The following is a 22,486-nucleotide window of genomic DNA, read 5'->3' as shown; positions in this document are numbered from 1 at the left end:
CCTGTCAGATTCTCAGGCCTGCGGTGCGATAGGCATCGCGCGTGAGCTCGGCGGTGCGCGTCCATGTCGAGCCCGACGAGACCTCACGTCCTCGGGTGCGCAGCGCATCCGCGGTATCGCGGTCGTGGACGACGACGCGCAGGGCCGCGGTCCACGACGTCACGGTGTGTTCGGTGACGAGCAGCGCCCCGTCGTCGACGACGTCGGGCAGTGCGCCGACGGCGCTCGTCACCACCGCCCCACCGCACGCCATCGCCTCGAGCGGCGGTAACCCGAAACCCTCGTAGCGTGAGGCGTATGCGACGGCGGTCGCTGCGGCGTACAGCGCGGGGAGATGCGCGGTGGGAACGTAACCGAGACCGATCGAACCGGCCGGTGCGTGCGGTCCGGTGGATCCGGCTCCGGCCAGCACCAGCGGGATATCGAGGATGCGGCACGCGTCGGCGACGAGTGCGACGTCCTTGCGGGGTTCGACGGTGCCGACCTGCAGGACGAACCGTTCGGGCAGCCGGTAGGCCCTGCGGATGTCCCGTACCTCTTCGGGGGTGGGAGGTTTCGCCCACGCCGCGGGGGCGAGCGGGGTGACCACGGCGTCGCGGCCGCACAGCGCGTGGAGACGTTCGGCGGTGAAGTTCGAGACCGCGACGAGCACGTCGGCCCGCCGCATGGCATCGCGCAGCAGTGCGCGTTCACCGGCGGCCCGGTGCCTGCTGAACGCCCACGGGGTGTCGAAGACGGCGAGGTCGTGGAACGTCGAGACGGTGACACCGGAGCACAGGACGGGCAGGTCGACGTCGAGGCTGTGGAACAGGTCGACCCCGCGGACGGGCATCTTGGCGTACAGCATCCGTCGCACCCCGTCGGCGACCGGCCGCACCGACGGGGTCACGCGTGGGGGCAGTTCACCCGTGGCATCGCACTGCACCGTCGCGCGCAGCGCAGCCGAGGGGAGCAGCGGGTCGAGCGCGGTCAGCAGCTCGCGGACGTAGGTCTGGACTCCACTGCCGGACGGACGGAGTGCGAGGGCGCCGAATCCGATGCGGTGAGCGAGCTTCGGTGAGGTGACCAGTGTTGCGTCAGTGCGCATCCGACAGTTCCTAACAGTAACCAGAAATAGACGTCGAGAGGGAAGATCTCGAGATAGGTCGCCACCGTGGAGGCGACCGCCGCAGCGACGATCGTGCCGCTCACCCCGAGTGCGAGTGCGGCGTCCTGCCCGCTCAGCACCCGCGATGCACGCAGCGTCGAAACCGCGGCGCACACGAGTACGAGGACGAACAGCCACACGCCGATCGGGCCGAGTTCCACGGCGAGCTTCATGTAGTAGTTGTCGGGCTGATAGGGCATGAACCCGAACTGCACGGCTGCCGTGTACGACAGTTCCGACAGCATCGGGTTGCTCTGCGCCACCGTGTCGGCGGCAGCCGAGCCGGTCGCGCCGAGACCCTGACCGAAGGGGTGCACCCACAGCGACGACAGGGTCTGCGACCAGCCGTCCCCGCGCTCACCGAGGCTCGACGAAGAGAACAGCGGAGCGAGAATCGAACTGGGCACGGCGAAGAGGACGAGCGGTGCGAGCGCCGCGGCGGCGCCGAAGCCGAGGAACAGGGCTCGGTAGCGGTGGACCGCCAGCCACAGCAGTGCGACGGCGAGCCCGATGTAGCTGGCGCGCACGATCGTCACACCCATGCCGAGCACCATGACCGGTGTCGCGCACAGGAACAGCTTGTTGCGGAGCCGGTGCGGATCGGCGAAGGAAACCGAACACCCCACGATCAGCCCGATCATCACGAACAGGCCGAAGGCGAAGGGGGTCGTGAACGTGCTGAAACTGCGCAGGATTCCGCCGCTGATACGCAGATGTTCGTCCCAGCGGTATCCGAGTTCGGCGAGTCGCTCACCGCCGATCACCTGTTGCGCGAGTCCGACGACGGCGGTGATTGCCGTGGTGCCCATGAGGATCGACACCAGGTGGTCGCGGTCGCGGGCGTCGAACGGTGCTCGCCACAGGATCACCGGGATGACGAGATAGAAGTAGGTGATCTTGATGGCGATGATGCCGGCGAGTCCCGAGACCAGCAGCGCCGACAGAACCCCGATCGCCACCCACGCGACCACGGCCGGCCACCACGGATAGGACGGGGCCGGCAGCCGGCGTCGGTACGGGCTTACGAAGGTCGCGGCGAGGGTGAGGAGCAACAGCCCCTCCTTCCACGGCGACAGGGACTCACCGCCGGGGACGATCGCGAGCAGGCCGTGGAACGGGGTGAGCGCAGCGATCGCCAGCAACCCGCGTTGGGGGCGCTGCCGGAGCAGCACTCCCAGCACGAGCACGGCGGGAACGGCGAGCAGCAGCAGGAAAGTCATGAGACGTACTCGCCTGCAGCGGGATCCGCGGTGCGGGACCGGAACCGGGAGAGCACGGTCGAGGTGATCGCCGTGCGGAGGAATTCGCGGCCGTCCCGCTGCCGACCGCTGTGCTCACCGACCTCACCGGTGAGGATGTCCCCGGTGAAGCCACGTCGGCGTACCCGGCGAAGTCCTTCCTCTCCGCGCTGGGACAGGAACCATCGGTGGTCCTCGGCGGACAGCACGACCGTGGTCGACACACCCGCGCGACGCAGTGCCTCCAGTCCGACCTCGGGCACCTGGGTCACGCCGAGTCGGCCGAGCAGCAGCCACAACGGATAGGGCAGGTACTTCTGCGCCCACGGCTTGATGCGGGCACGCAGGGACGCCGTCTGCGGTTCCGCCGGAGCTGCGATCGCCGGAACGTCGGGCGCGTTCGGACCGAGGTCTGCCCGCAACGACTTCCGGCGGTGGGTGCACCACAGGATCACGTTCACGAGCACGGCGGAGTGCGCTGCACCCCGGAGGGCGACCCATGACGAGTACCACGCACCCGAGCACAACCCGATCACCACGAGGTCCTGCGGATCGACGCCGAGCGCGGCGACAGCATCGAGGGCGTCGCGGTCGGAGTCGCCGGAGTACAGCGGCGTGGGAGTCGCCCCGTGTGCCGTGCCGGTATCGCCGACCCCGGTGCGGTCGAACCGGATCGTGTAGATGCCGTGCGCGGCGAACTCGCGAGCGAGCTCGACCCAGAGACGACTCGGGCCGAGTCGGTGCTCGTAGGCGGTGCCGAAGAACAACACCGTCGGGGTGGAGGGGCGCGGTACGCCGAACCCCTCGGTACCGACACCGTGCGTGCGCAGCGCGAACATCTCGTTCGGGCCGAGATACTCGACGCTCTCGTGGATCGGGAGCCCGGAGTCGGTGGTCGTGACGACCGCGCGGTCGCGGCCGGGGAAGTGGACCTCGTGGGTGGCGGCCGGCGCGCCCGCGGCGACCCAGTCGGCGATCCGAGTGAGCGGCTCCGTCGGCATCGCGGAGTGGAGTGTGCTGGGAGTGACGAAGGATTCGTGGGCGCCGAGGGAGATCTCGTCACCGCCGAGAGCGGCGGCGAGCGCCGACACCGCGGCGGTCTCGCGGGCCGTGGGCCGGGTCGCGAGCAGGGACCGTGCGCCGGTCAGCGCCCGCGGATCGATCTTCGAGGTGCCGAGTGCTTCGGCGGCCTCGGGGGCAAGGACACCGCCGACGATCGAGACCCGGGGGTCCTCGGGCTCGTCGGCGCCGAGGGCGAGCCGGTACAGAGCGCGTTGTTCGCGCAACATCGCTCGGCCCGACACGATCGGATCCCACAGCACGACGGCGTCGACCTGCCCGCACTCCGGCAGCGCCGTCGCCGCGATCAATGCGCCGGCGCGCAATCCTACGACGGTGATGTGCTCGGCGCCGCTCGCACGGACCGTCTCCACCGCGGTGACGACACTGCGCTGCCATGCCGCGACCGCGTCGGGCGAGTCCTGATCGCCGGCGGAGTCTCCGGTGCCCGCGTAGTCGAAGCGCAACGCCGCCAGCCCGCGCTCGGCTAGCTGCTCGGCGAGAGCCTTGACGCCCCGATAGGTGTCGAGATGTTCCTTGCCGAGAGGCGGGCACAGCACCACCGCGCCGCGCGCGCGGCGATCGGCGGGAAGGTGGACGTGGCCGAGGAGTGGGCTCGCTGGGTCGCCGAACCACGACGCCTGTCGCACATCCACTCCGTGACCTCCACTGTCGAGGGGGTGAAAGAGGGGGTGATTTCCCGACCCCATCTTCGACCCTGAATCTTCTTGTCGTTCGGACGTATTCGTATCGAAGGATTGTGCCGACCCGTTACCTCTCGGCGCCGGCAGGGTCATAAAGTACCTTCCCGATCGGCTCGGGGTATTCGGAAGGATGGTTGTGCCCGGAATCTTGGTGCACGAATGGATCGCGCGCGACGGAGGTTCGGAGAAGGTTCTCGACGAGTTCGTTCGCACCTTTCCCGACGCCGACGTGCTGTGCCTGTGGGACGACGCCGACCGGTATCCGGGGCGGACGGTGTACGAGAGCGGGCTGGCGCGCACGCCGCTGCGCCGGAGCAAGGCGCTGGCGCTGTCGGCCATGCCGTACGTCTGGCGTCGCCGGCCCGGATCGTACGACTTTGCCCTGGTCAGCTCGCATTGCTTTGCTCATCATGTGACCTTCCGGCGCGCACCGAGCGGGTTCGAGAAGTTCGTCTACGTACACACTCCGGCGCGCTACCTGTGGAATCCGGAGCTGGACGATCGGGGTGCCTCGCTCGCGGTGCGGTGCGCGGCACCTCCGTTGCGGGTCCTCGATCGGCGTCGTGCCCGGGAGGGTGCGCACTTCGCCGCGAACAGCGATTTCGTGCGCCGCCGCATCGAGCGGGCCTGGGATGTCGAGGCGCGTGTGATCTTTCCTCCCGTCGAGACGGCCCGTATCTCGTCGGTGCCCGACTGGCGTGACGAACTGTCCACAGCCGAAACCGCCCTGCTGGAGGGGCTTCCGGAGACCTTCGTACTGGGAGCGTCGAGGTTCGTACCGTACAAGCGACTGGATTGGGTGATCCGTGCCGCCGACCTCGCCGGAGTACCGGCGGTGATCGCGGGATCCGGGCCGAAGGAGAGCCGGCTGCGGCAACTCGCCGCCGAGGCGACGGTGCCGGTCCACGTGCTCGCGCGGCCGTCGGACGCCCTGCTCTACGCGCTCTACCAGCAGGCCCACGTCTACGTCTTTCCTGCGGTGGAGGACTTCGGGATCATGCCCGTCGAGGCACGTGCGGCGGGAGCGCGCGTGATCGTCAATGCGCTCGGAGGTGCTGGTGAGACGGTTGCCGAAGGGGTCGACGGATTGTGCTTCCGCGAGGACAGGGTGGAGGCGGTCGCCGAGTGCATCGCCGCGATCGACGGCGTGCCGAAGGGACGTAACGATGCCGTCGCCGCGCTGTCCTCGGAGAACTTTCGACGGCGCATCCGCGACTGGGTCGGGGAGGAGGTCGGCCGGGCGTGACTCACGTCATACTACCGACGAGTAGTCGGCCTCTTGTCGGCGGTTCGTCCCTGTTGTACCTTTTTCCCGGGTCGGGAGCCTGCTGATGGGGTTCGATGGGGGATCGTCATGGCTCATTGTCGCCGACCGAGTTGCGTTCGTCGCTGCTCCCTGGATGTGTTCTTCGTTGAAGTAGCTACGCGCACAAGCAATTCGAGTTGCGTGTAGCTTCGCCCTCCGTGGGTGGAATCAACTACGTCACTGTGATCCGTTGCACTGGAACGTAATTCGCGTTCTCGTGTTGAAACGGACATAATCACCAAATCGTTCATCTGGCTGTCGGGGCCACTTCGCGTGGAGTAGGCAAGCAGGAGAAGCATGGGGATCGGACCCGAGTTGGCGCGTCGCCGCGCGCCGGCCCACGACACGAGCGATGGCCACGGAAGTGTCCCGCGCAGACAATGGCAGCGCACCTACCTACGATCGCTGGCGATCACCGACACGACGATCGTCGTCGCGATCGTCGTCCTGGCGCAGGGGGCCGGGACGATGATCGGCGGACCCGTCGGCGCGGTGTCCTCGGTGCCTCGCGGACTCGCGTCTGCGATCGTGGTGGCCGGTCTGTGGCTTGCGATTCTGGCGCTCAAAGGAACTCGTAAGAAGCCGGTCGTGGGCAGCGGAGAGGAGGAGTACCGGCTCGTCACGAGAGCGACCCTGCAGACCTTCGGCCTGCTCGCGATCGCCTCGTTCGTCGTCGACTCGTTCGCCACCGACCTCGACACCATCCGGGTCTACCTGTTGCTGGCCATGCCGGTCGGTCTGGTCGTTCTCCCGCTCGGACGCCGGTGGTGCCGTCGTTCGATCGAACGACGCCGTGTCCGGGGTGAGTTCCGGACCTCGGTGCTCGTCGTCGGCTCGGAACATGCGGTGGACGCGATGGCCGGATCGTTCGTCCGCGACACCTCGGCCGGTTACCGCGTCGTCGGTGTCTGCACCACCGGATACACCGGGGAGAGCGGTCGCACCATCACCGTCGCCGGCCAGGAGATCCCGGTACTCGGTGCGGAGACCGACGTGATCAACGCCGTCAAGCTCTCCGGAGCCGACACCGTCGCGATTGCGGCCGGAACCCAATGGGGCAACGGCGACATCGGCGAACTCGCATGGGAACTCGAGCCCTACCGCGTCGATCTCGTAGTGGCTCCCGGCGTCACCGACATCGCTCTGCCGCGACTGTCGATGCACCCCGTGGGTGGGCTGCCGTTCGTGCACGTCGAGGAGCCGCAGTACCGGGGGTCTCACCGACTCGCCAAGACGGTCTTCGACCTCGTGTGCGCGGTGCTCGCCCTCACTGTCGCGGCACCGGTCATGCTCGTGGTCGCCGGGCTGATCAAACTCCAGGACGGTGGCCCGGTCTTCTACCGGCAGGAACGTGTCGGACTGGGGGGAAGCGTCTTCCGGATGTGGAAGTTCCGGTCCATGGTCGTCGATGCCGACCGGATGGTCGATACGGTCCGCGCGCAGACCGGTCAGGAGGACGCGACCTTCTACAAGTCCGCCCGCGACCCGCGGATCACGCCCGTGGGGCGGTTCATCCGCCGCACGAGCATCGACGAACTGCCGCAATTGTTCAACGTCCTCGCTCGCGACATGAGTCTCGTGGGGCCGCGTCCCCTCGCGGTCGGCGAGGGCGAGACGATCCCGGGCTTCGTTCCGCGCCGCATCCTCGTGCGTCCCGGCATGACGGGACTGTGGCAGGTTTCCGGCCGATCCGATCTGTCCGAGGCCGACCGCATCCGCCTCGACCTGTTCTACGTGGCGAACTGGTCGATGGTGCAGGATCTGCTCATCGTCGTGAAGACGGTGCGGGCGGTGCTCGCCAGCGACGGTGCCTACTGACCCGACCGAGCTGACCCGACCGCGGTGCGGGGTTTCGCGGCAGGGGAGCGGGGAACTCTTCGAATTCGTCCTGGAGTATCGGCAGGAGGAGGAGAAGGTGAGCACGTCCGTCCGAAGTTTCCATCCCGATCCCGACGACATCCCGCTGATCACCTCACTCGACCAGCTCGCCGATCTGGCGACGGATCCGCTGCTCTACCTGCGGTACTCGAAGGGGCCGGCGGCGGACGCCGAGGACGGACCGAGCCGCGACTACGAGGCGAACGTGACCCTGCCGGGGCTCTCGGCCACCACACTCTCTCCCGAACCATGGTGGCGACGGCCCGTCAAGGACTGGGTCGCCCGTCGCGTCTGCAAGTACTCGGAGCTCGCCGAGGAGGACGGACGGTTCGCGTGGCTTCTGACCGGCAGGATGGTCGGGCGCGGTCCCGACCACGAGCCGCTGCTCGTCGACGTCCGGCCTCATGCCCGTCTGAGCAGGGGTGTGCTCGACGAGGCGAAGAAGTGGTACGACGAGCACTTCGACGTCGGCAACGATTCGCGCAGGAGCGCGTGAACACGGTTCGCGCAGAACGCAGGAAGCCCACCCCGCGCCACGTCGCGGGGTGGGCTTCCGTTGTGATTCCGTCAGACCGGATCACCGTCGTCAGACCAGATCGCGTGGAATCCGGCGCTGCCAGCTCTCCGAGTGGACCCGTCGATCGCCGTGATCGTCGTCGAGTTCGAAGGCATCGAGCTCGGCGTTGATCACGAACTCCTCCGGGGTGGACGTGAGGATCGTGCGGGTACGGACCTCGGTGCGCCAGTCGTCCCGCTCGTAGCGGCGCAGGGTCTGCGTCTCGCCGCGCACCGAGTTGGGATCGTTGCCCCCGAAACTGAACCACTCCTGGGTGCGACGCCGGATGACCGTACCGGTCTCGTCGATCCGGAACGATCCCTGGTCGTCGAGGATGTCGAGGGTCGACACGCCGGTCGCGAGGTCGCGCGTGGTCCGCCAGTGGTGCTCGCCCGGCTGCAGCAGGGTGATCCCGAGTTCCGGGGCGGCCTCCGGTTCGCCGAATTCGCGCAGGTGCGCGTCCTCCGGTCGGGGCGGGCGCACCGGCAGATGCAGACCACCACCGGTGTACACCGTGACCTCCGCGGGTGTCGGCGACGGCCACGCCAGCGGGAAATAGGAGGTGGACAGCGACAGGCGCAGACGGTGCCCGGCCGGGAACACGTGGCCCATGCCGTTGAGTTCGATCCGGACGCGGTAGCGCCGTCCCGGCTCGAGGGCTTCCGGCTTCTCGCTGCTGTCGCGGTGCGTGAGATTGAGCAACCCGTAGGTCACGCGCGTCGCCTCGCCGTTGGGCGCGACGTCGGACAGCCGAGCGGCGAGCATCGCCACCGGTCTATCGGACGAGACCTCGAGTTCCAACTCGGGACGGCCGAGAACCTCCGTCGTGGTGTCGAGCGCCTCGGTCTCGAAGACGAGCGCACCGCCGTCCTCCTCGCGCTGATCCGACGGCAGGTCGGGAGTCGCGGCGTAGGACGCCCACTTGCCGGCGAACATGCCGACACTCAAAGGGGATTGCAGTGCCAGGGGACGTTCGTCGACGGTGAGGGTGCCGTCGTCGTCGGGGTGCAGCGCGTACCGGTCGAAGGTGTAGCGGCGGTTCTCGATGTTCGGTGACGGCCACGATGGTTCGGCCACCCAGCGGCCCGGACGTTCCGCGTAGGACGGGTTCGGTTCGATGGAGTCCTGCATCCAGGCGCGCACCATCGGTTCGTCCATCACCCCGGTGTCGATGCCCTTGAGCCAGTGGTCCCACCACCGCACGACCTCCTGCAGGAAGCCGATCTCCGGGCCGGGGACCCCGAGATGCGGGTACTTGTGGCCCCACGGTCCGATCAGTCCCTTGCGGGGGACGTCGAGATGTTCCATCAACCGGAAGATGGCGTTGGTGTAACCGTCGGCCCAGCCACCCACGGCGAGAACCGGGCACTGCACCGAGGAGTAGTCCTCGTTGACGGAGGCGCGTTTCCAGTAGTCGTCCCGATGCTGGTGTTCGAGCCACTTCTCGATCCACAGGCCGCTGCCCTCGAGACGTTCGTGCCACATCTCGCGCCAGCGGTCACCGACGATGGCGGGATCGGGAGGCAGGCTGTTGAAGGCGAACATCACCGTCGCCTCGGAGAGATTGTCGGACAACAGGCAACCACCCATGTAGTGCATGTTGTCGACGTAGAGGTCCTCGGTGGCCGAGGCACTGACGATGGCCTTCAGTGCCGGTGGTCGACGCGCCGCGACCTGCAGGCTGTTGAAGCCGCCCCACGAGATGCCCATCATGCCGACCGAACCGTCGCACCACGGCTGGGCGGCCAGCCATTCGATGACCTCGCAGGCGTCGTCGTGCTCGTCGGCGAGGTACTCGTCGCGCAACACCCCGTCGGAGTCGCCGCTGCCGCGCATGTCCACTCGCACGCAGGCGTAGCCGTGGCCGGTCATGTAGGGATGGTTCAGCGCGTCCCGTCCACGCGTGGAATCCCGCTTGCGGTACGGAATGTATTCCAGCACAGCGGGTACCGGATTCGCTTCGGCATCGACGGGCAGCCAGATCCGCGCCGCGAGCCGTACACCGTCGCGCATCGGGATGAAGACGTTCTCGATGACACGGACCTCGTGGGGGAGGTCTGTGATCGTACGCATGTAGTCCTCCTAGTCCTCGGGCACCGGATCGAACGTGAACGGAAGTGCTTCGAGCCCTTCGTGATAGCGCTGCTCGAGCTGTTCGACACTGTCGGCGCCGATGTACATCGTGCCCAGTTCGTAGCGGTAGGCGTCCTGGTTGGGCAGATCGGCGAGCCGGTCACCGGGAGCGACGTCGATGCACACCAGGGCGCCGGGGATCCGTTCGCGCAGACGGGCGATGTCCGCTTCCGAGGGCACCGACGTGACGATACCGTCCTCGTAGTGCGGGATGATGCACTTCGCCGCGACGGCGTATTCGCCCTGCCGGTGCGGCATCCGGGGCTGCCGGCCGAGGGCGATGTCGATGGCCACCTCGTGGTTGGAGCTGCCGTCGACCTTGGCGAACAATTCGCTGTGCGACTGGGAGATCCGGGTGTTGACCTCGATCAGCCAGAGCTTGTCGTTCTCCTCGTCCCACATGAACTCGGAGTTGAAGCAGCCGTTGTCGAAGCCGACGTGGCGCAGGTAGCGCTCGGTGATGTCGATCATGCGTGCCTGCACGTCCTCGGGCACGGTGCTCGCCGGGTAGTCGAGACGTTCGAAGCTGTGCCCGGCGGCGTCCTTGCGCATGTCGAACACGCCGTGGACGTTGAACTGTCCCTGGAACATCGTGCCCTCGGGGGCGGCCTGGATACCGCTGACGACCTGCTCGGCGAGGCAGGTGGTGCCCGAGCTCTTCCCGATCTCGTCGGGGAGGTCGACGCGGCGCAGGACCTCGTCGAAGGCGTTACCGACGAGTCCGATCTTCTCGCGGATCTCGACGAGGGCGTCGGCGAACTCCTGCTCGTTGTGGATCTCGAATCCGAGTTGCGACGAATGCGACTTCACCGGCTTGACCCAGAACGGGAAGTCGAGCTCGATGCTGTCGAGGGCGTTGTCGTCGAAGGGGTCGAACGAGTTGAACTGCGGGACGCACTCGGGAACCGATTCCTTCTGGGCGAGACGGCTCCAGTACTTGTGTTCGGTGGCGACGATGCTGCGCAGCGACGGCGAGGGGATGTTCCGTTCGGCGGCGAGGATCGGGGCGAGGACGCTCGTGGGGAAGTCCCAGTGGGCGATGATCCCGTCCACGCTGCCGGGGAAGTCGTCGAGTTCGCGCCGGCAGGCGTCGAGAAGATCGTCGAACACGTATTCGTCGGGCTCCACCAATGTTTCGTAGTCGAGGAGGCCGTGGAAGCTCAGCTGGTCGGCGCCGCGTACGGTCTCCAGTTCCTTGCGCTGGATGTCGGTGAGTCCGAGGACGAAGATGTTGGTGCTCATTGATGAAGCCTTCCCGCTCCCTTGCGTCACAAAACAAACCGGTAACGAAACAAACCGCGGGGAAGGTACTTTCACGCGCAACCGCCCCGGCTCGCGGGGAGCCGGGGCGGTCGGGTCGCAACGATCGATCAGGGGTTGTCGGGGTCGAGGGCGTCCTTCATCTTGCCCATGAGGCCCTTCTCCGTTCCCATTGCGGCAGAACGGGGCTTGCCCTGCGATCCGTCGTAGGTCGCGTACAGCTTCGGGTCCGGCGGCGGGGCGCTCGCCACATCGCCCAGCGGGACCGGGTCGGCGAGGAACGACATGGGTGTCGTGCCGTCGGGGCCGGTTCCGTGCGCCCAGCGGCCCTGATCGGCGGCCGCGCCATCCGACAGGTGCCACAGGCTCGACGCGTGCTCGGAATGCTCCTCGTCGAACAATGCGTTCGGTGCGATCGGGCTGGGCTCGATGCCGTCGGCCTTCAGTTCCTCGATCGCCGCGAGCCACAGGTTCTGGTGGTAGGTGTCGCGGGCGAGGTTGAACCGGAGCATGTCCTTGACACCCGGATCGTCCGTCATGTTGTACAGGCGTGCGGTCTGCACCCTGCCCTGCGCTTCGGCGGCGACATTGGCATGGAAGTCGGCGAGGAGGTTACCGCTGGCCACGATGAAGCGCCCGTTCCAGGGCACACCGTTGCTGTCGGAAAGAGTGGGGCCGCCACCGGAGATGATGGCCTGCTGCGGATCCATGCCGCCGAGTACGGCTGCGACCACGGGGTCGGCGGCGGCGTTCTTGGTCGACTCCGTGGCGGGTGCGCCTTCGAGGAGACGCGCCACCATGGTGGCGATCATTTCGACGTGCCCGATCTCCTCGGTGGCGACGTCCATGATCATGTCCTTGTACTTCCCGGGCATTCGACAGTTCCAGCCCTGGAACAGGTACTGCATGGTCACGGTCATCTCACCGTACGCACCGCCGATCAGCTCCTGGAGCTTGCGGGCGTAGACGGGATCGGGCTTCTCCGGCTTGACGTCGAACTGCAGATGGTCTGTGTGACGAAACATGTTGCTCCCTCGAATGCCGATTGTCGTGCGGGGACGCGTCGCGCGAGAAGACGCGCCCGTGAAGACACCCCGTGACGCCTGGTCTCGACGCCGCCTCGGTTGGCCCGTGGTGCTACGTGCGACTACCCCTGCTTGTGCAGCTCAAACGCCCTATGGATATCCACCGTTTGTCACCGGTTCTGTGTCAACGTGGAGAGATGGAGAACAGGCGTCCTCGGAGACCGCGGGGGACGGTTCGGCCTAACTGACCTTCGATCCGCCACCCGGCGACGAGTTCACCTTCGCGCTCGACGTACGGATCCAGGCCGGGAGGCAATGGGGCGAATCGGGCTCCGTCTCGGTGATGGACGGCGAGAAATCGGCGGTGACAATCTATTTCGATACCTGGCTGGTGCCCTGATGGAAATCGTGATCCGTGCGCTCGTCCTGTTCCTACGCTCAGGTATTGCGTCCGGTCAGTGCGTCGCGCAGTCGGTCCACCATGCCGACCCCCGGTCCGATGGTCTTGTGGAACAGTTCGGAATGCGGCGCGGACGGATGCGGTCGGGTCGGGGCCAGTTTCTTGGCGGCCTGTACCTTGGTGCCGACCTCCACGAGGGTGTCCTGCCCGAGATGCGTCCTCAACGCCGGGAACTGTTCGGATTCTTCGTCGTTCGCGTGGTGACGCAGTAGATCCTGTAACTTCTTCACCAACGTCGTGAACTCCGCACTCGATGCTTCCGCGCCCTCGAGTTGCTTCATCACCTGCACGATCTCGTCGTGCTCCTTCTTGTCGTGTTCGACGGCTTCCGTGCCCCCGGGGAGGTGCTTCTCCATCTCCGGATAGACGAACATCTCCTCGGCGACCGAGTGCCTCATCACCTCGGCGATCGCCGCATCGGTGAGATCGCGGCGCTCCTCCGCGTCGAGTGTGATCTCCGCTCGGCCCAGAAGTTCGAGCATCTCCCGGTGGTCCTCGGTGAGGATGGTGACGACATCCGTGCCGCCGGAATTCGGGCCCTCGTGGGCTGTTTCGGTCATCGGGATCTCCTTCGGATCGTCAGGAATGTCCGGTATCGCCGGTCTCGTCCGGTTCGTCCTCGCCCTCCGCTTGGTCGGGCTGTTGCGGAGCCTTGGAGAGGAGGTTGTCGGGGTCGGCGTCGGGATCTTCGGCTGCGTCGTACGGATCGGCAGAACCGTCTGTGCTGCTCATGTATGAAGGAGTTCACCGGTGCCGACATCGGCAAACACAGGAAGATCGACAGATACGCGGGAGGCGAGAGCCGTGGACGAGCCCCGATCGATGCGAGCGTGGCGCGTGGTGGAGCCCGGCCCCGTCGCCGGTCACCCTGTGCGGTTCGAATCCGTCCCGCTTCCGGAGACGGGACCGAACGATCTGCTGGTGCGTGTGCTGGCGTGCGGTGTGTGCCGCACCGACCTGCATGTCGCCGAGGGCGATCTCCCCGTCCACCGGGCGGGTGTCGTCCCGGGGCACGAGGTGGTCGGTGTGGTCCATCGGGTGGGGGAGGCGGTCGAGGGGTTCGCCGCCGGCGACCGCGTCGGCGTTGCCTGGCTGCGGTCGACCTGTGGGCAGTGCCGCTACTGTCGTCGTGGCGACGAGAACCTCTGCCCGAATTCGAGATACACCGGTTGGGACGAGGACGGCGGGTACGCCGAGTTCGTCGCCGTACCGGCGGCATACGCCCTCCCGCTGCCCGACGGATACGACGACGTCGAACTCGCTCCGCTTCTCTGCGCCGGCATCATCGGCTACCGCGCGCTGAAGCGCGCCTCGGTCCCCGACGGCGGCAGGCTCGGCATCTACGGCTTCGGCGGCAGCGCCCATATCGCGGCGCAGGTCGCCCTGGCGCGAGGTGCCGAGGTGCACGTCATGACGAGGAGCGAGGACGCGCGGAATCTCGCCCGCGAACTCGGGGCCGCGTCGGTGCAGGGCGCCGCGGACGCACCGCCGGTGCCCCTCGATGCCGCCATCCTCTTCGCACCCGTCGGCGACCTCGTGCCGCCCGCACTCGAAGCGCTCGACCGTGGCGGCATCCTCTCGATCGCCGGCATCCACCTGACCGACGTACCGCAGCTGAACTATCAGCGGCACCTGTTCCACGAGCGCGAGATCCGATCGGTGACCGCCAACACCCGTAAGGATTCCCGGGAGTTCCTCGCGTTCGCCGGACAGCACCGCATCAGGGTCGCGACGATGCGCTACGAGCTGGACGAAGCCGACCGTGCGCTGGCGGATCTCGCCGGCGATCGCGTGCGCGGTGCTGCCGTCCTCGTCCCCTGAGGGGCCGGATCGATACGGTTCTTCCCGCCCGAGATCGCCAAGTCGGGACTTTCTACCCTACGGCAACATCCCGCCCGGGGCGACGATAATGGTGTCGGACCCAGGAGGGCCCCTCGGACTTCTCACCCACGAGGAGATGAGGACAATGTCGACATCATCGGCTCATTCTGCAATGCACACCCATCCCGACATCGTCGAGATGCGCGAACGTTACGACCGGATGGGTGAACAGCCCACAGCTCAGGTCACCGACGGATTGATGATGGTTGCCGGTCTGTACGCGGCGGCATCCGCCTGGATCATCGGATTCGCCGATCAGACGGCACTCGCCACCACCAATCTGATCTGCGGCCTCGCGGTCGCACTGCTCGCCCTGGCACTCGGTTCGGCCTACGGCCGCACCCACGGCCTGGCGTTCGTCGCGCCGTTGCTCGGTCTGTGGCTGTTCGTGTCGCCGTGGCTGGTCAGCGGCGTCGACACCAGTACGTCCATGATCTGGTCCCACGTCATCGTGGGTGCGATCGTGTTCGTCCTGGGCGTGGCCACGGCGGCGATGGGAACCGGTCTGATGGACCGTTCGCGCTGACCGGTTCGGCGGCGTAGCCCGGACGGTGCTGCCGGCTGCAGGTCTGAACCGGCAGCACCTCACCGGGTGCGGCGTCCGGACCCCGCTTCCGGCTACCGAGGGATTTACCCTCCCGGCGGCGATGGCAACCCGGTCCACCCCTCGGCGGGTTCGTGAACCGGGGGGAGAGGTGGAACCGCCTGCGTCCGCCGCGGGCGATGATTCTGAGCACCGTGCACACTTCATGTGTGTGCGGTGCATCACATTTGAGCGAAATGATGCGCTCGAAAATCTTTTGTTGACGAGTTCGCCTAGTTCAATCAACCATTGCTGTACCAAATGACGCGATCGAAGCGGCGCAGACACAATCGGACGCCGCGACGAAGGACGGGTGGTACGCAATGACCGAGACCGTAATCCGCGAAAGCGAACGACTTCCCTACGACCTCGACGACCGATATCGCTCGGGCTCCGGCACCGTGCTGCTCACCGGCGTCCAGGCCATCGCCCGCCTGTTCGTCGAACAGCAGGTGCGGGCCATGCGGGACGGTCGCCGAGTCGCGACCTTCGTCTCCGGATACCAGGGCAGCCCCCTCGGTGGTCTCGACAAGATGCTCCACGGCATGCCGAAGGTCCTCGCCGAGCACGACATCACCTTCGTACCCGGATTCAACGAGGAACTCGCCGCCACCGCCGTGTGGGGCAGCCAGGGACAGCTCGGCGCCGGCACACCGACCCACGACGGCGTCGTCGGCGTCTGGTACGGCAAGGGCCCCGGCCTCGACCGCGCCACCGACGCACTGCGTCACGCCAACATGTACGGGGTGAACCCGAACGGTGGCGTGCTGCTCATGGTGGGCGACGACCCCGCGTCGAAGTCGTCGACCGTGCCCGCCGTCAGCGAGCGGTCCCTCGCCGCCCTCGGCATCCCGGTCCTGTTCCCGCGCAACGCCGCCGAGATCGTCACGATGGGCCTGCACGGCGTCGCGCTGTCGCGTGCCTCGGGATGCCTCGTCGCCCTCAAGATCGTCGCGGACGTCGCCGACGGCGCCTGGTCCGTCGACGGCTCCATCTCCGACCTGCCCATCACGGTCCCCGAGATCGAATGGGAAGGACGGCCGTTCGTCTACAAGCAGCGCCCCATGGCCGCGCCCGGCGACAGCGTCATCGCCGAGGCCGACCTCTACGGGCCGCGCTGGAAGATCGTCCAGGAATACGGCCGCCTCAACGGCCTCGACGTGATCGAGGTCGACCCGCCGCAGGCCCGTGTCGGCCTCGCCGCCACCGGCACCACCTTCGACGCCCTGCGCCAGGCGTTGCTCGACCTCGGCGTCGACGACGCCGCGCTGCACCGCGCCGGCATCCGCCTGCTCCGCATCGGCATGCCGTACCCCATCGGCCCCGAGATCGTCCGCGAATTCGCCCGCGGCCTCGACGAACTGATCGTGGTCGAGGACAAGACCGCCTTCGTCGAGACTCAGATCCGCGAGATCCTCTACGGCACCGCGAACGCCCCGCAGATCGTCGGCAAGAAGGACGCCGACGGTCGCCCGCTCGTGCCCGTCGACGGTGAGCTCACCGCCGGTCGCCTGCGCGGCCCGCTGCGTCGCGTGCTGCGCGGCCACGTCGAACTCGGCCCCGCACCCCTGCCGCAGTTGTCGCTCGAGGTGCTGTCGACCCAGCGCACTCCCTACTTCTGCAGCGGCTGCCCGCACAACCGCTCCACCGCTCTGCCGGAGGGGTCGATCGGCGGCGGCGGTATCGGCTGCCACACCCTCGTCACCCTCTCGGGCCGCAAGGACAGCGCCGTCACCGGCCTGACCCAGATGGGCGGCGAAGGTGCGCAGTGGATCGGCCAGGCGCCGTTCACCGACATCGGCCACATGTTCCAGAACCTCGGCGACGGAACCTATTTCCACTCCGGCCAGCTCGCCGTGCAGGCGTGCGTCGCCGCCGGTGTGAACATCACCTTCAAGCTGCTCTACAACGACGTCGTCGCGATGACCGGCGCGCAGGACGCCGAAGGCGCCCTGAAGATCCCGGCGCTGACCCACAAGCTCACCACCGAGGGCGTCCGCAAGATCATCATCTGCTCCGACGAGCCGAAGCGTCTGCGCAAGCGCACCCTCGCGCGCGGCACCGAGGTCTGGCACCGCGACCGGCTCGACGAGGCACAGAAGCTGCTGCGCGAGATCGAGGGCGTCACCGTGCTCATCTACGACCAGCACTGCGCCGCCGATGCACGCCGTCAGCGCAAGCGCGGCACCCTGCCCGCCCGCACCACCCGCGTCGTCATCAACGAAGCGGTGTGCGAGGGCTGCGGCGACTGCGGCGTCAAGAGCAATTGCCTGTCGGTGCAGCCGGTCGAGACCGAGTTCGGTTCGAAGACCCGCATCGACCAGACCTCCTGCAACACCGACTACTCGTGCCTCGACGGCGACTGCCCGTCCTTCGTGACCGTCGAGACGTCGCCCGAGAAGCCGAAGCGGCGCAAGGCTCCGACCCCGCCCCGCATCCCGGACGCCGCCATCGACACCCCCAAGGGAACCCGCAACGTCTTCCTCGCGGGCATCGGCGGCACCGGCATCGTCACCGTCAACCAGGTGCTCGCCACCGCAGCCCTGCGCGCCGGATTCGAGGTCGAGTCGCTCGACCAGATCGGCATGAGCCAGAAGGCCGGTCCGGTGGTCTCCCACCTGCGCTTCGCCGCCGACGGACTCGAGCCCGGCAACCGCGTCGGCCCGGGCGGTGCCACCGCTCTGCTCGCGCTCGACCTGCTCACCGCGACCGAGCCGAAGAACCTCGCCTACGCGAACCGGGAGGAGACCGTCGCGGTCGCCTCGACGAGCCGCGTCCCCACGGGCGACATGGTCTACGACCGCTCGGTCCGGCACCCCGACGAGCAGGACCTGCTCGCCCGCCTCGACACCGCGACCCGCACGACCGTCTCCTTCGACGCCCTCGCCGCAGCGCAGGCGCTGTTCGGTGAGACCTCGGCCGCGAACTTCCTCGTCGTGGGCGCCGCCCATCAGCTCGGTGGACTCGAGATCCCCGCCGAGGCCATCGAGGAGGCCATCGAGATCAACGGTGTGGCCGTCGCGACCAACATCGCCGCCTTCCGGTGGGGCCGGGTGGCCGTCGCGGATCCCGCGGCCTTCGCCGCCGCGACCGAACCGGCCCGCCCGGAGCGTGCCGCCACCGTCGCGCCGGAGCGTCTGTTCGCCGGCACCACCTTCACCGGTGAGGTCGAGCGACTCGTGCGCATCCGCGCCGCGTCGCTGATCGACTTCCAGAGCGAAGCGCTCGCCGCCCGCTACATCGGGCAGGTGCAGGCAGCCTGGGAAGCCGAGCGGCGCGTCACGAACCGCACGGACTTCAGCGAGGCCGTCGCCCGTGGGCTGTTCAAGTTCACCGCCTACAAGGACGAGTACGAGGTCGCCCGCATGCTCGTCGACCCGGCCTTCCTCGACGAGGTGCAGGGCCAGGTCCCCGGTGGGCACAAGCTCACCTACCGCCTGCACCCGCCGGCGTTGCGTGCACTCGGCCGCGAGAAGAAGGTCGGCTTCGGACCGAAATCGCATGTCGTGCTGAAGGCTCTGGCCAAGGCGAAGCGTCTGCGCGGCACGAAGCTTGATCCCTTCGGCTACGCCCACGTCCGCCGCGTCGAGCGTGCTCTGCTCGCCCACTACACCGCAACGATCCAGCGGTTCGCCGCCGACCTGCACGTCGACTCCTACGACCGCGCCGTCGAGATCGCGGCTCTGCCCGACATGGTGCGCGGCTACGAGGACGTCAAGCTCCGCTCCGTGGAGCAGTACCGGGCCCGCCTCGCCGAGCTCGGCGTCGACACCGACTTCTGACGCACGAACACCGTCTGCTGCAAAGGAACCCACCGATGACCACTTCTGCCCTCGACCTCCCCGAGTTCACCACGTCCGACGGCGTGTTCGGCCGCTCCGCCCGCCTGACCGACCGTCCCCACGAGCGGGTCGTCTTCCACCACGACGCGGCCACCGGGCTGCGCGCGATCGTCGCGATCCACTCCACCGCACTCGGTCCCGCCCTGGGCGGCACCCGCTTCTATCCCTATGCGGACGAGATGTCGGCGCTCGAGGACGTGCTGCGACTGTCGTGGGGCATGACCTACAAGGCCGCGGTGTCGGGCGTGGACCTCGGGGGCGGCAAGGCCGTCATCATCGGGGATCCGAAGACGGACAAGACCGACGAACTGCTCGCCGCCTACGGACGATTCGTCGAGTCGCTCGGTGGTCGCTACATCACCGCCGCCGACGTGGGAACCCGCGCGGAGGACCTCGACGTGGTGGGCCGGCACACCGCCCATGCCGTGGGGCGCACCGTCGCTGCCGGCGGATCCGGCGACAGCTCACCGCTGACCGCACTCGGTGTCTTCCAGGCCATGCGCGCCGGAGCGCAGACGGTCTGGGGCCAAACGACTCTCGCGGGTCGTACGGTCGGCGTCGAGGGGCTCGGCAAGGTCGGATACGAACTCGTGAAGTTGCTCGTCGCAGACGGTGCCGAGGTGATCGTCTCCGACGTGAACCCCGCTGCGATCGCCCGCGTGGTCGACGAGTTCCCGGCGCAGGTCACCGACAACGTCGTCGCTTCGTCCGCCGACGTCTACGCCCCGTGCGCGCTCGGTGGCACGCTGACCTCGACCACCGCTGCCCACCTCGACGCACGTCTCGTGTGCGGTGCGGCCAACAACCAGCTCGCGCAGCCCGAGGTGGAGGGACTGCTCGGTAAGCGCGGAATCGTCTGGGTGCCCGACTATGTCGCGAACGCGGGCGGACTGATCCAGGTCGCCGGTGAGGTCGACGGATCCGCCGCCGAGGTCGTCCGCGAGCGGGTGGAGTCGATCTTCGACCGCACCGCCGAGATCTTCGACGTCTCCGGCACTCTCGGCGTCACGCCGGGCGCCGCCGCCAACCGCATCGCCGAGCGGCGCATCGATACTGCCTGATCCGCACAGAGAACTGATCCGCACAGGGGAACAAGGGGAGGCACCGCGAGGTGCCTCCCCTTCTCGTGCTGTCAGGATTGCCCGGGCGACGACGAACGGCCGTGCCCCGCATCGCGGGTGATGTGCTCGACGAGCGGCTGCGTCCGGTACTCGATCGGCGTGGTGAGCGCGAGCGTCGTGGTGGTGTGCGCGACGCCCTCGATGGCGTGGATCCGCTCGAGGACCAGCAGGAGGTCCTCCTGGGACTGCGCGGCCATCCGGATCAGGAGGTCCTCCCGGCCCGTCGTCGCGTGTACTTCCAATACCTCGGGGAATCGCCCCAATTGGGCGATCACGTGTCCCATCCGTGCCTGGACGAGTTCGGCGCCGATGAACGCCTGCAGCGGCACGCCGAGCTTCGGCAGGTCGACGACCGGTCGGTATCCGGTGACGGCACCGGACTCCTCGAGTTTCCTGATGCGCGACTGCACGGTGTTGCGGGCGACACCGAGCTTCGCCGACAGATCGACGATTCCTGCCCGGGGGTTGCGAGTGAGCTCTCCGAGGAGAGCTGCGTCGAGCCGGTCGAGACTGAACACGATGACACCCTTTCCGTTGTGATGCGCGTCACCACTCGAGCATAATGCTCAGCCGAACAGAAAGATATTGACACTTCACGAGCCAGTGCCATGATTGCTGCATCAAATGCTCACGCAAACACGGCTTGCTGCAACGTAATGCGCGCGAAGTGAGCGACATGCCTACCCCTCGCCCGGACCGGGCGTGGTGGGCGCCGCAATCACCCCGAGGAGCACACAATGCCCGGAGTCGGCATCTGGCGGACCAAATCCGTCGAACAGTCGATCGCGGATACCGATGAACCCGGTTCGCGGCTACGACGAGAACTGACCGCCAAGGATCTGACCGTGTTCGGCGTCGCCGTCGTGGTCGGAGCCGGAATCTTCACCCTCACCGCCCGCACCGCCGGCAATCTCGCCGGACCGTCCATCTCGCTGGCGTTCGTCCTCGCCGCGATCGCGTGCGGTCTCGCCGCCCTGTGTTACGCGGAGTTCGCCTCCGCAGTACCGGTCGCCGGCAGCGCGTACACCTTCTCCTATGCCACCTTCGGTGAATTCGTCGCCTGGATCATCGGATGGGATCTGATCCTCGAGTTCGCCCTCGCCTCCGCGGTCGTCGCCAAGGGATGGTCGATGTATCTCGGGGGCATGTTCGGCGGAGACGCGTCGATCGACCTCGGACCGATCACGGTGGACTGGGGATCGCTGCTCATCGTCGGCGCCATCACGATCATCCTCGCGATCGGCACCAAGGTCTCGTCGCGGGTCTCCGCGGTCGTCACCGCCATCAAGGTCGCGGTGGTCCTGCTCGTCATCGTCGTCGGCATCTTCTACATCGACAAGTCCAACTACTCGCCGTACGTCCCGCAGCCCGAGGAAGCGGAGAGCACCGCGTCCGGTCTGCACCAGTCGCTGTTCTCGGCGCTCACCGGCGCGGGCGGCAGCACCTACGGCTGGTACGGCCTCCTCGCCGCGGCGAGCCTGGTCTTCTTCGCCTTCATCGGCTTCGACGTCGTCGCCACCACCGCCGAGGAGACCAAGAACCCCCAGAAGGCACTGCCCCGAGGCATCTTCGGTTCGCTGGCGATCGTCACCGTCCTCTACGTCGGCGTCACCCTCGTGCTCACCGGCATGGTGAAGTACACCGACCTGCGCACCGGCAGCGAGCTGGTCGGTGACGGCAGCGCGACGCTGGCCACGGCCTTCGAGGCCCACGGCATCACCTGGGCGCAGATGGCCATCAACATCGGCGGTCTCGCCGGCCTCACCACCGTCGTGATGGTGATGATGCTCGGCCAGACCCGCGTGCTGTTCGCGATGTCCCGTGACGGACTCGTCACCCGCAAGCTCGCCGTCACGAACCACAAGGGTGTGCCCGTGCGCATCACCCTGATGGTCGGTGGTGTCGTGGCCGTCCTCGCCGCGGTGTTCCCCATGGGTGTGCTCGAGGAGATGGTCAACATCGGCACCCTGTTCGCCTTCGTTCTGGTGTGCGTCGGCGTGATGGTGCTCCGTCGCACCCGCCCCGACCTGCCCCGCGGATTCCGGGTGCCGCTCGTGCCGCTGGTCCCGATCCTCGCGGTCCTCGCCTGCGGCTGGCTCATGCTCAACCTCTCGGTCGAGACGTGGATCCGATTCACCGTCTGGATGGTCCTGGGCGTGGCGATCTACTTCGTCTACGGTCGCCGCAAGTCGGTGCTCGGACAGCGCCTGAAGCTCGAGGCCGCGCAGCAGGAAGCTGCGAAGCACGAAGCGAAGGAACCCGAACCGGTATAGATCCGTCGTCCACGAGCCCG

Annotated in this window: 17 protein-coding genes; 8 read left to right on the top strand and 9 right to left on the bottom strand. The window is 67.6% G+C overall.

Annotation, left to right across the window (positions count from 1 at the left end; genetic code table 11):
• Positions 1-4: 4 nt before the first annotated feature.
• Genes ACWPOC_RS10035 through ACWPOC_RS10025 form a run of 3 tightly spaced genes read right to left on the bottom strand, consistent with a single transcriptional unit; the run spans position 5 to position 4,100 of the window.
• On the bottom strand, positions 5-1,087 hold the full coding sequence (locus ACWPOC_RS10035; RefSeq protein ID WP_120280328.1) for a glycosyltransferase family 4 protein: 1,083 nt from the start codon (positions 1,085-1,087) through the stop codon (positions 5-7).
• Entirely contained in the window at positions 970-2,367 is a 1,398-nt protein-coding gene (locus tag ACWPOC_RS10030; protein WP_455408548.1) for an O-antigen ligase family protein, read from the bottom strand. Before ACWPOC_RS10030 ends, ACWPOC_RS10035 begins: the two co-directional genes overlap by 118 nt.
• Positions 2,364-4,100 carry an alpha/beta fold hydrolase gene (locus ACWPOC_RS10025; protein ID WP_455408547.1) on the bottom strand — a complete coding sequence of 579 codons (1,737 nt, stop codon included), beginning with the start codon at positions 4,098-4,100 and terminating at the stop codon, positions 2,364-2,366. Before ACWPOC_RS10025 ends, ACWPOC_RS10030 begins: the two co-directional genes overlap by 4 nt.
• A gap of 178 nt (positions 4,101-4,278) precedes the next feature.
• On the opposite strand from ACWPOC_RS10025, the gene ACWPOC_RS10020 reads away from it, so the two are divergent.
• The 3 genes from ACWPOC_RS10020 (at position 4,279) to ACWPOC_RS10010 (ending at position 7,828) form a co-directional block, all read left to right on the top strand.
• Positions 4,279-5,394 (top strand): glycosyltransferase, encoded by a 1,116-nt coding sequence (locus tag ACWPOC_RS10020; protein WP_455408546.1) that lies wholly within the window; start codon positions 4,279-4,281, stop codon positions 5,392-5,394.
• A 357-nt stretch (positions 5,395-5,751) separates the two neighbouring features.
• Positions 5,752-7,272 (top strand): sugar transferase, encoded by a 1,521-nt coding sequence (locus ACWPOC_RS10015; RefSeq protein ID WP_455408545.1) that lies wholly within the window; start codon positions 5,752-5,754, stop codon positions 7,270-7,272.
• A gap of 97 nt (positions 7,273-7,369) precedes the next feature.
• Complete coding sequence (locus ACWPOC_RS10010; RefSeq protein ID WP_455408544.1) at positions 7,370-7,828, top strand: DUF6098 family protein; 459 nt, start codon at positions 7,370-7,372, stop codon at positions 7,826-7,828.
• A 90-nt stretch (positions 7,829-7,918) separates the two neighbouring features.
• On the opposite strand, the gene ACWPOC_RS10005 is transcribed toward ACWPOC_RS10010, so the two are convergent.
• The 5 genes from ACWPOC_RS10005 to ACWPOC_RS09985 form a co-directional block, all read right to left on the bottom strand.
• On the bottom strand, positions 7,919-9,961 hold the full coding sequence (locus tag ACWPOC_RS10005) for a CocE/NonD family hydrolase (protein WP_455408543.1): 2,043 nt from the start codon (positions 9,959-9,961) through the stop codon (positions 7,919-7,921).
• Positions 9,962-9,970: 9 nt separating this feature from the next.
• Positions 9,971-11,263, bottom strand: coding sequence for an ATP-grasp domain-containing protein (locus ACWPOC_RS10000; protein WP_455408542.1), 1,293 nt, complete (start codon positions 11,261-11,263; stop codon positions 9,971-9,973).
• Between the two features lie 128 nt (positions 11,264-11,391).
• Entirely contained in the window at positions 11,392-12,306 is a 915-nt protein-coding gene (locus ACWPOC_RS09995) for a manganese catalase family protein (RefSeq protein WP_447818393.1), read from the bottom strand.
• 438 nt (positions 12,307-12,744) lie between these two features.
• Positions 12,745-13,326 carry a hemerythrin domain-containing protein gene (locus ACWPOC_RS09990; protein WP_455408541.1) on the bottom strand — a complete coding sequence of 194 codons (582 nt, stop codon included), beginning with the start codon at positions 13,324-13,326 and terminating at the stop codon, positions 12,745-12,747.
• 19 nt (positions 13,327-13,345) lie between these two features.
• Positions 13,346-13,498, bottom strand: coding sequence for a hypothetical protein (locus ACWPOC_RS09985; protein ID WP_174246987.1), 153 nt, complete (start codon positions 13,496-13,498; stop codon positions 13,346-13,348).
• A 90-nt stretch (positions 13,499-13,588) separates the two neighbouring features.
• Between ACWPOC_RS09985 and ACWPOC_RS09980 the strand changes: the two genes are divergently transcribed.
• The 4 genes from ACWPOC_RS09980 to ACWPOC_RS09965 all read left to right on the top strand — a co-directional run bounded on the left by ACWPOC_RS09980 (position 13,589) and on the right by ACWPOC_RS09965 (position 20,133).
• Positions 13,589-14,587 carry a zinc-binding alcohol dehydrogenase family protein gene (locus ACWPOC_RS09980; protein ID WP_455408729.1) on the top strand — a complete coding sequence of 333 codons (999 nt, stop codon included), beginning with the start codon at positions 13,589-13,591 and terminating at the stop codon, positions 14,585-14,587.
• Between the two features lie 172 nt (positions 14,588-14,759).
• Positions 14,760-15,173 (top strand): SPW repeat protein, encoded by a 414-nt coding sequence (locus ACWPOC_RS09975; protein ID WP_060650397.1) that lies wholly within the window; start codon positions 14,760-14,762, stop codon positions 15,171-15,173.
• A 380-nt stretch (positions 15,174-15,553) separates the two neighbouring features.
• A complete protein-coding gene (locus ACWPOC_RS09970; protein ID WP_455408540.1) occupies positions 15,554-19,012 on the top strand; it encodes an indolepyruvate ferredoxin oxidoreductase family protein in 3,459 nt (1,152 codons plus the stop codon).
• Between the two features lie 35 nt (positions 19,013-19,047).
• The gene (locus tag ACWPOC_RS09965; RefSeq protein ID WP_159417543.1) at positions 19,048-20,133 is read left to right on the top strand and encodes a Glu/Leu/Phe/Val family dehydrogenase; all 1,086 of its coding nucleotides are present in this window, start codon (positions 19,048-19,050) and stop codon (positions 20,131-20,133) included.
• Positions 20,134-20,204: 71 nt separating this feature from the next.
• Here ACWPOC_RS09965 and ACWPOC_RS09960 read toward each other — a convergent pair whose 3' ends face one another.
• Positions 20,205-20,711, bottom strand: a complete 507-nt coding sequence (locus ACWPOC_RS09960) for an Lrp/AsnC family transcriptional regulator (RefSeq protein ID WP_159417544.1) — start codon at positions 20,709-20,711, stop codon at positions 20,205-20,207.
• A 219-nt stretch (positions 20,712-20,930) separates the two neighbouring features.
• Here ACWPOC_RS09960 and ACWPOC_RS09955 point away from each other — a divergent pair, with 219 nt between their 5' ends.
• On the top strand, positions 20,931-22,466 hold the full coding sequence (locus ACWPOC_RS09955; protein WP_192378565.1) for an amino acid permease: 1,536 nt from the start codon (positions 20,931-20,933) through the stop codon (positions 22,464-22,466).
• The last annotated feature ends 20 nt before the right edge of the window (positions 22,467-22,486 follow it).

This window comes from Rhodococcus sp. 5G237 (genome assembly GCF_053764735.1).
This window is presented reverse-complemented; position numbering and strand designations above follow the sequence as displayed.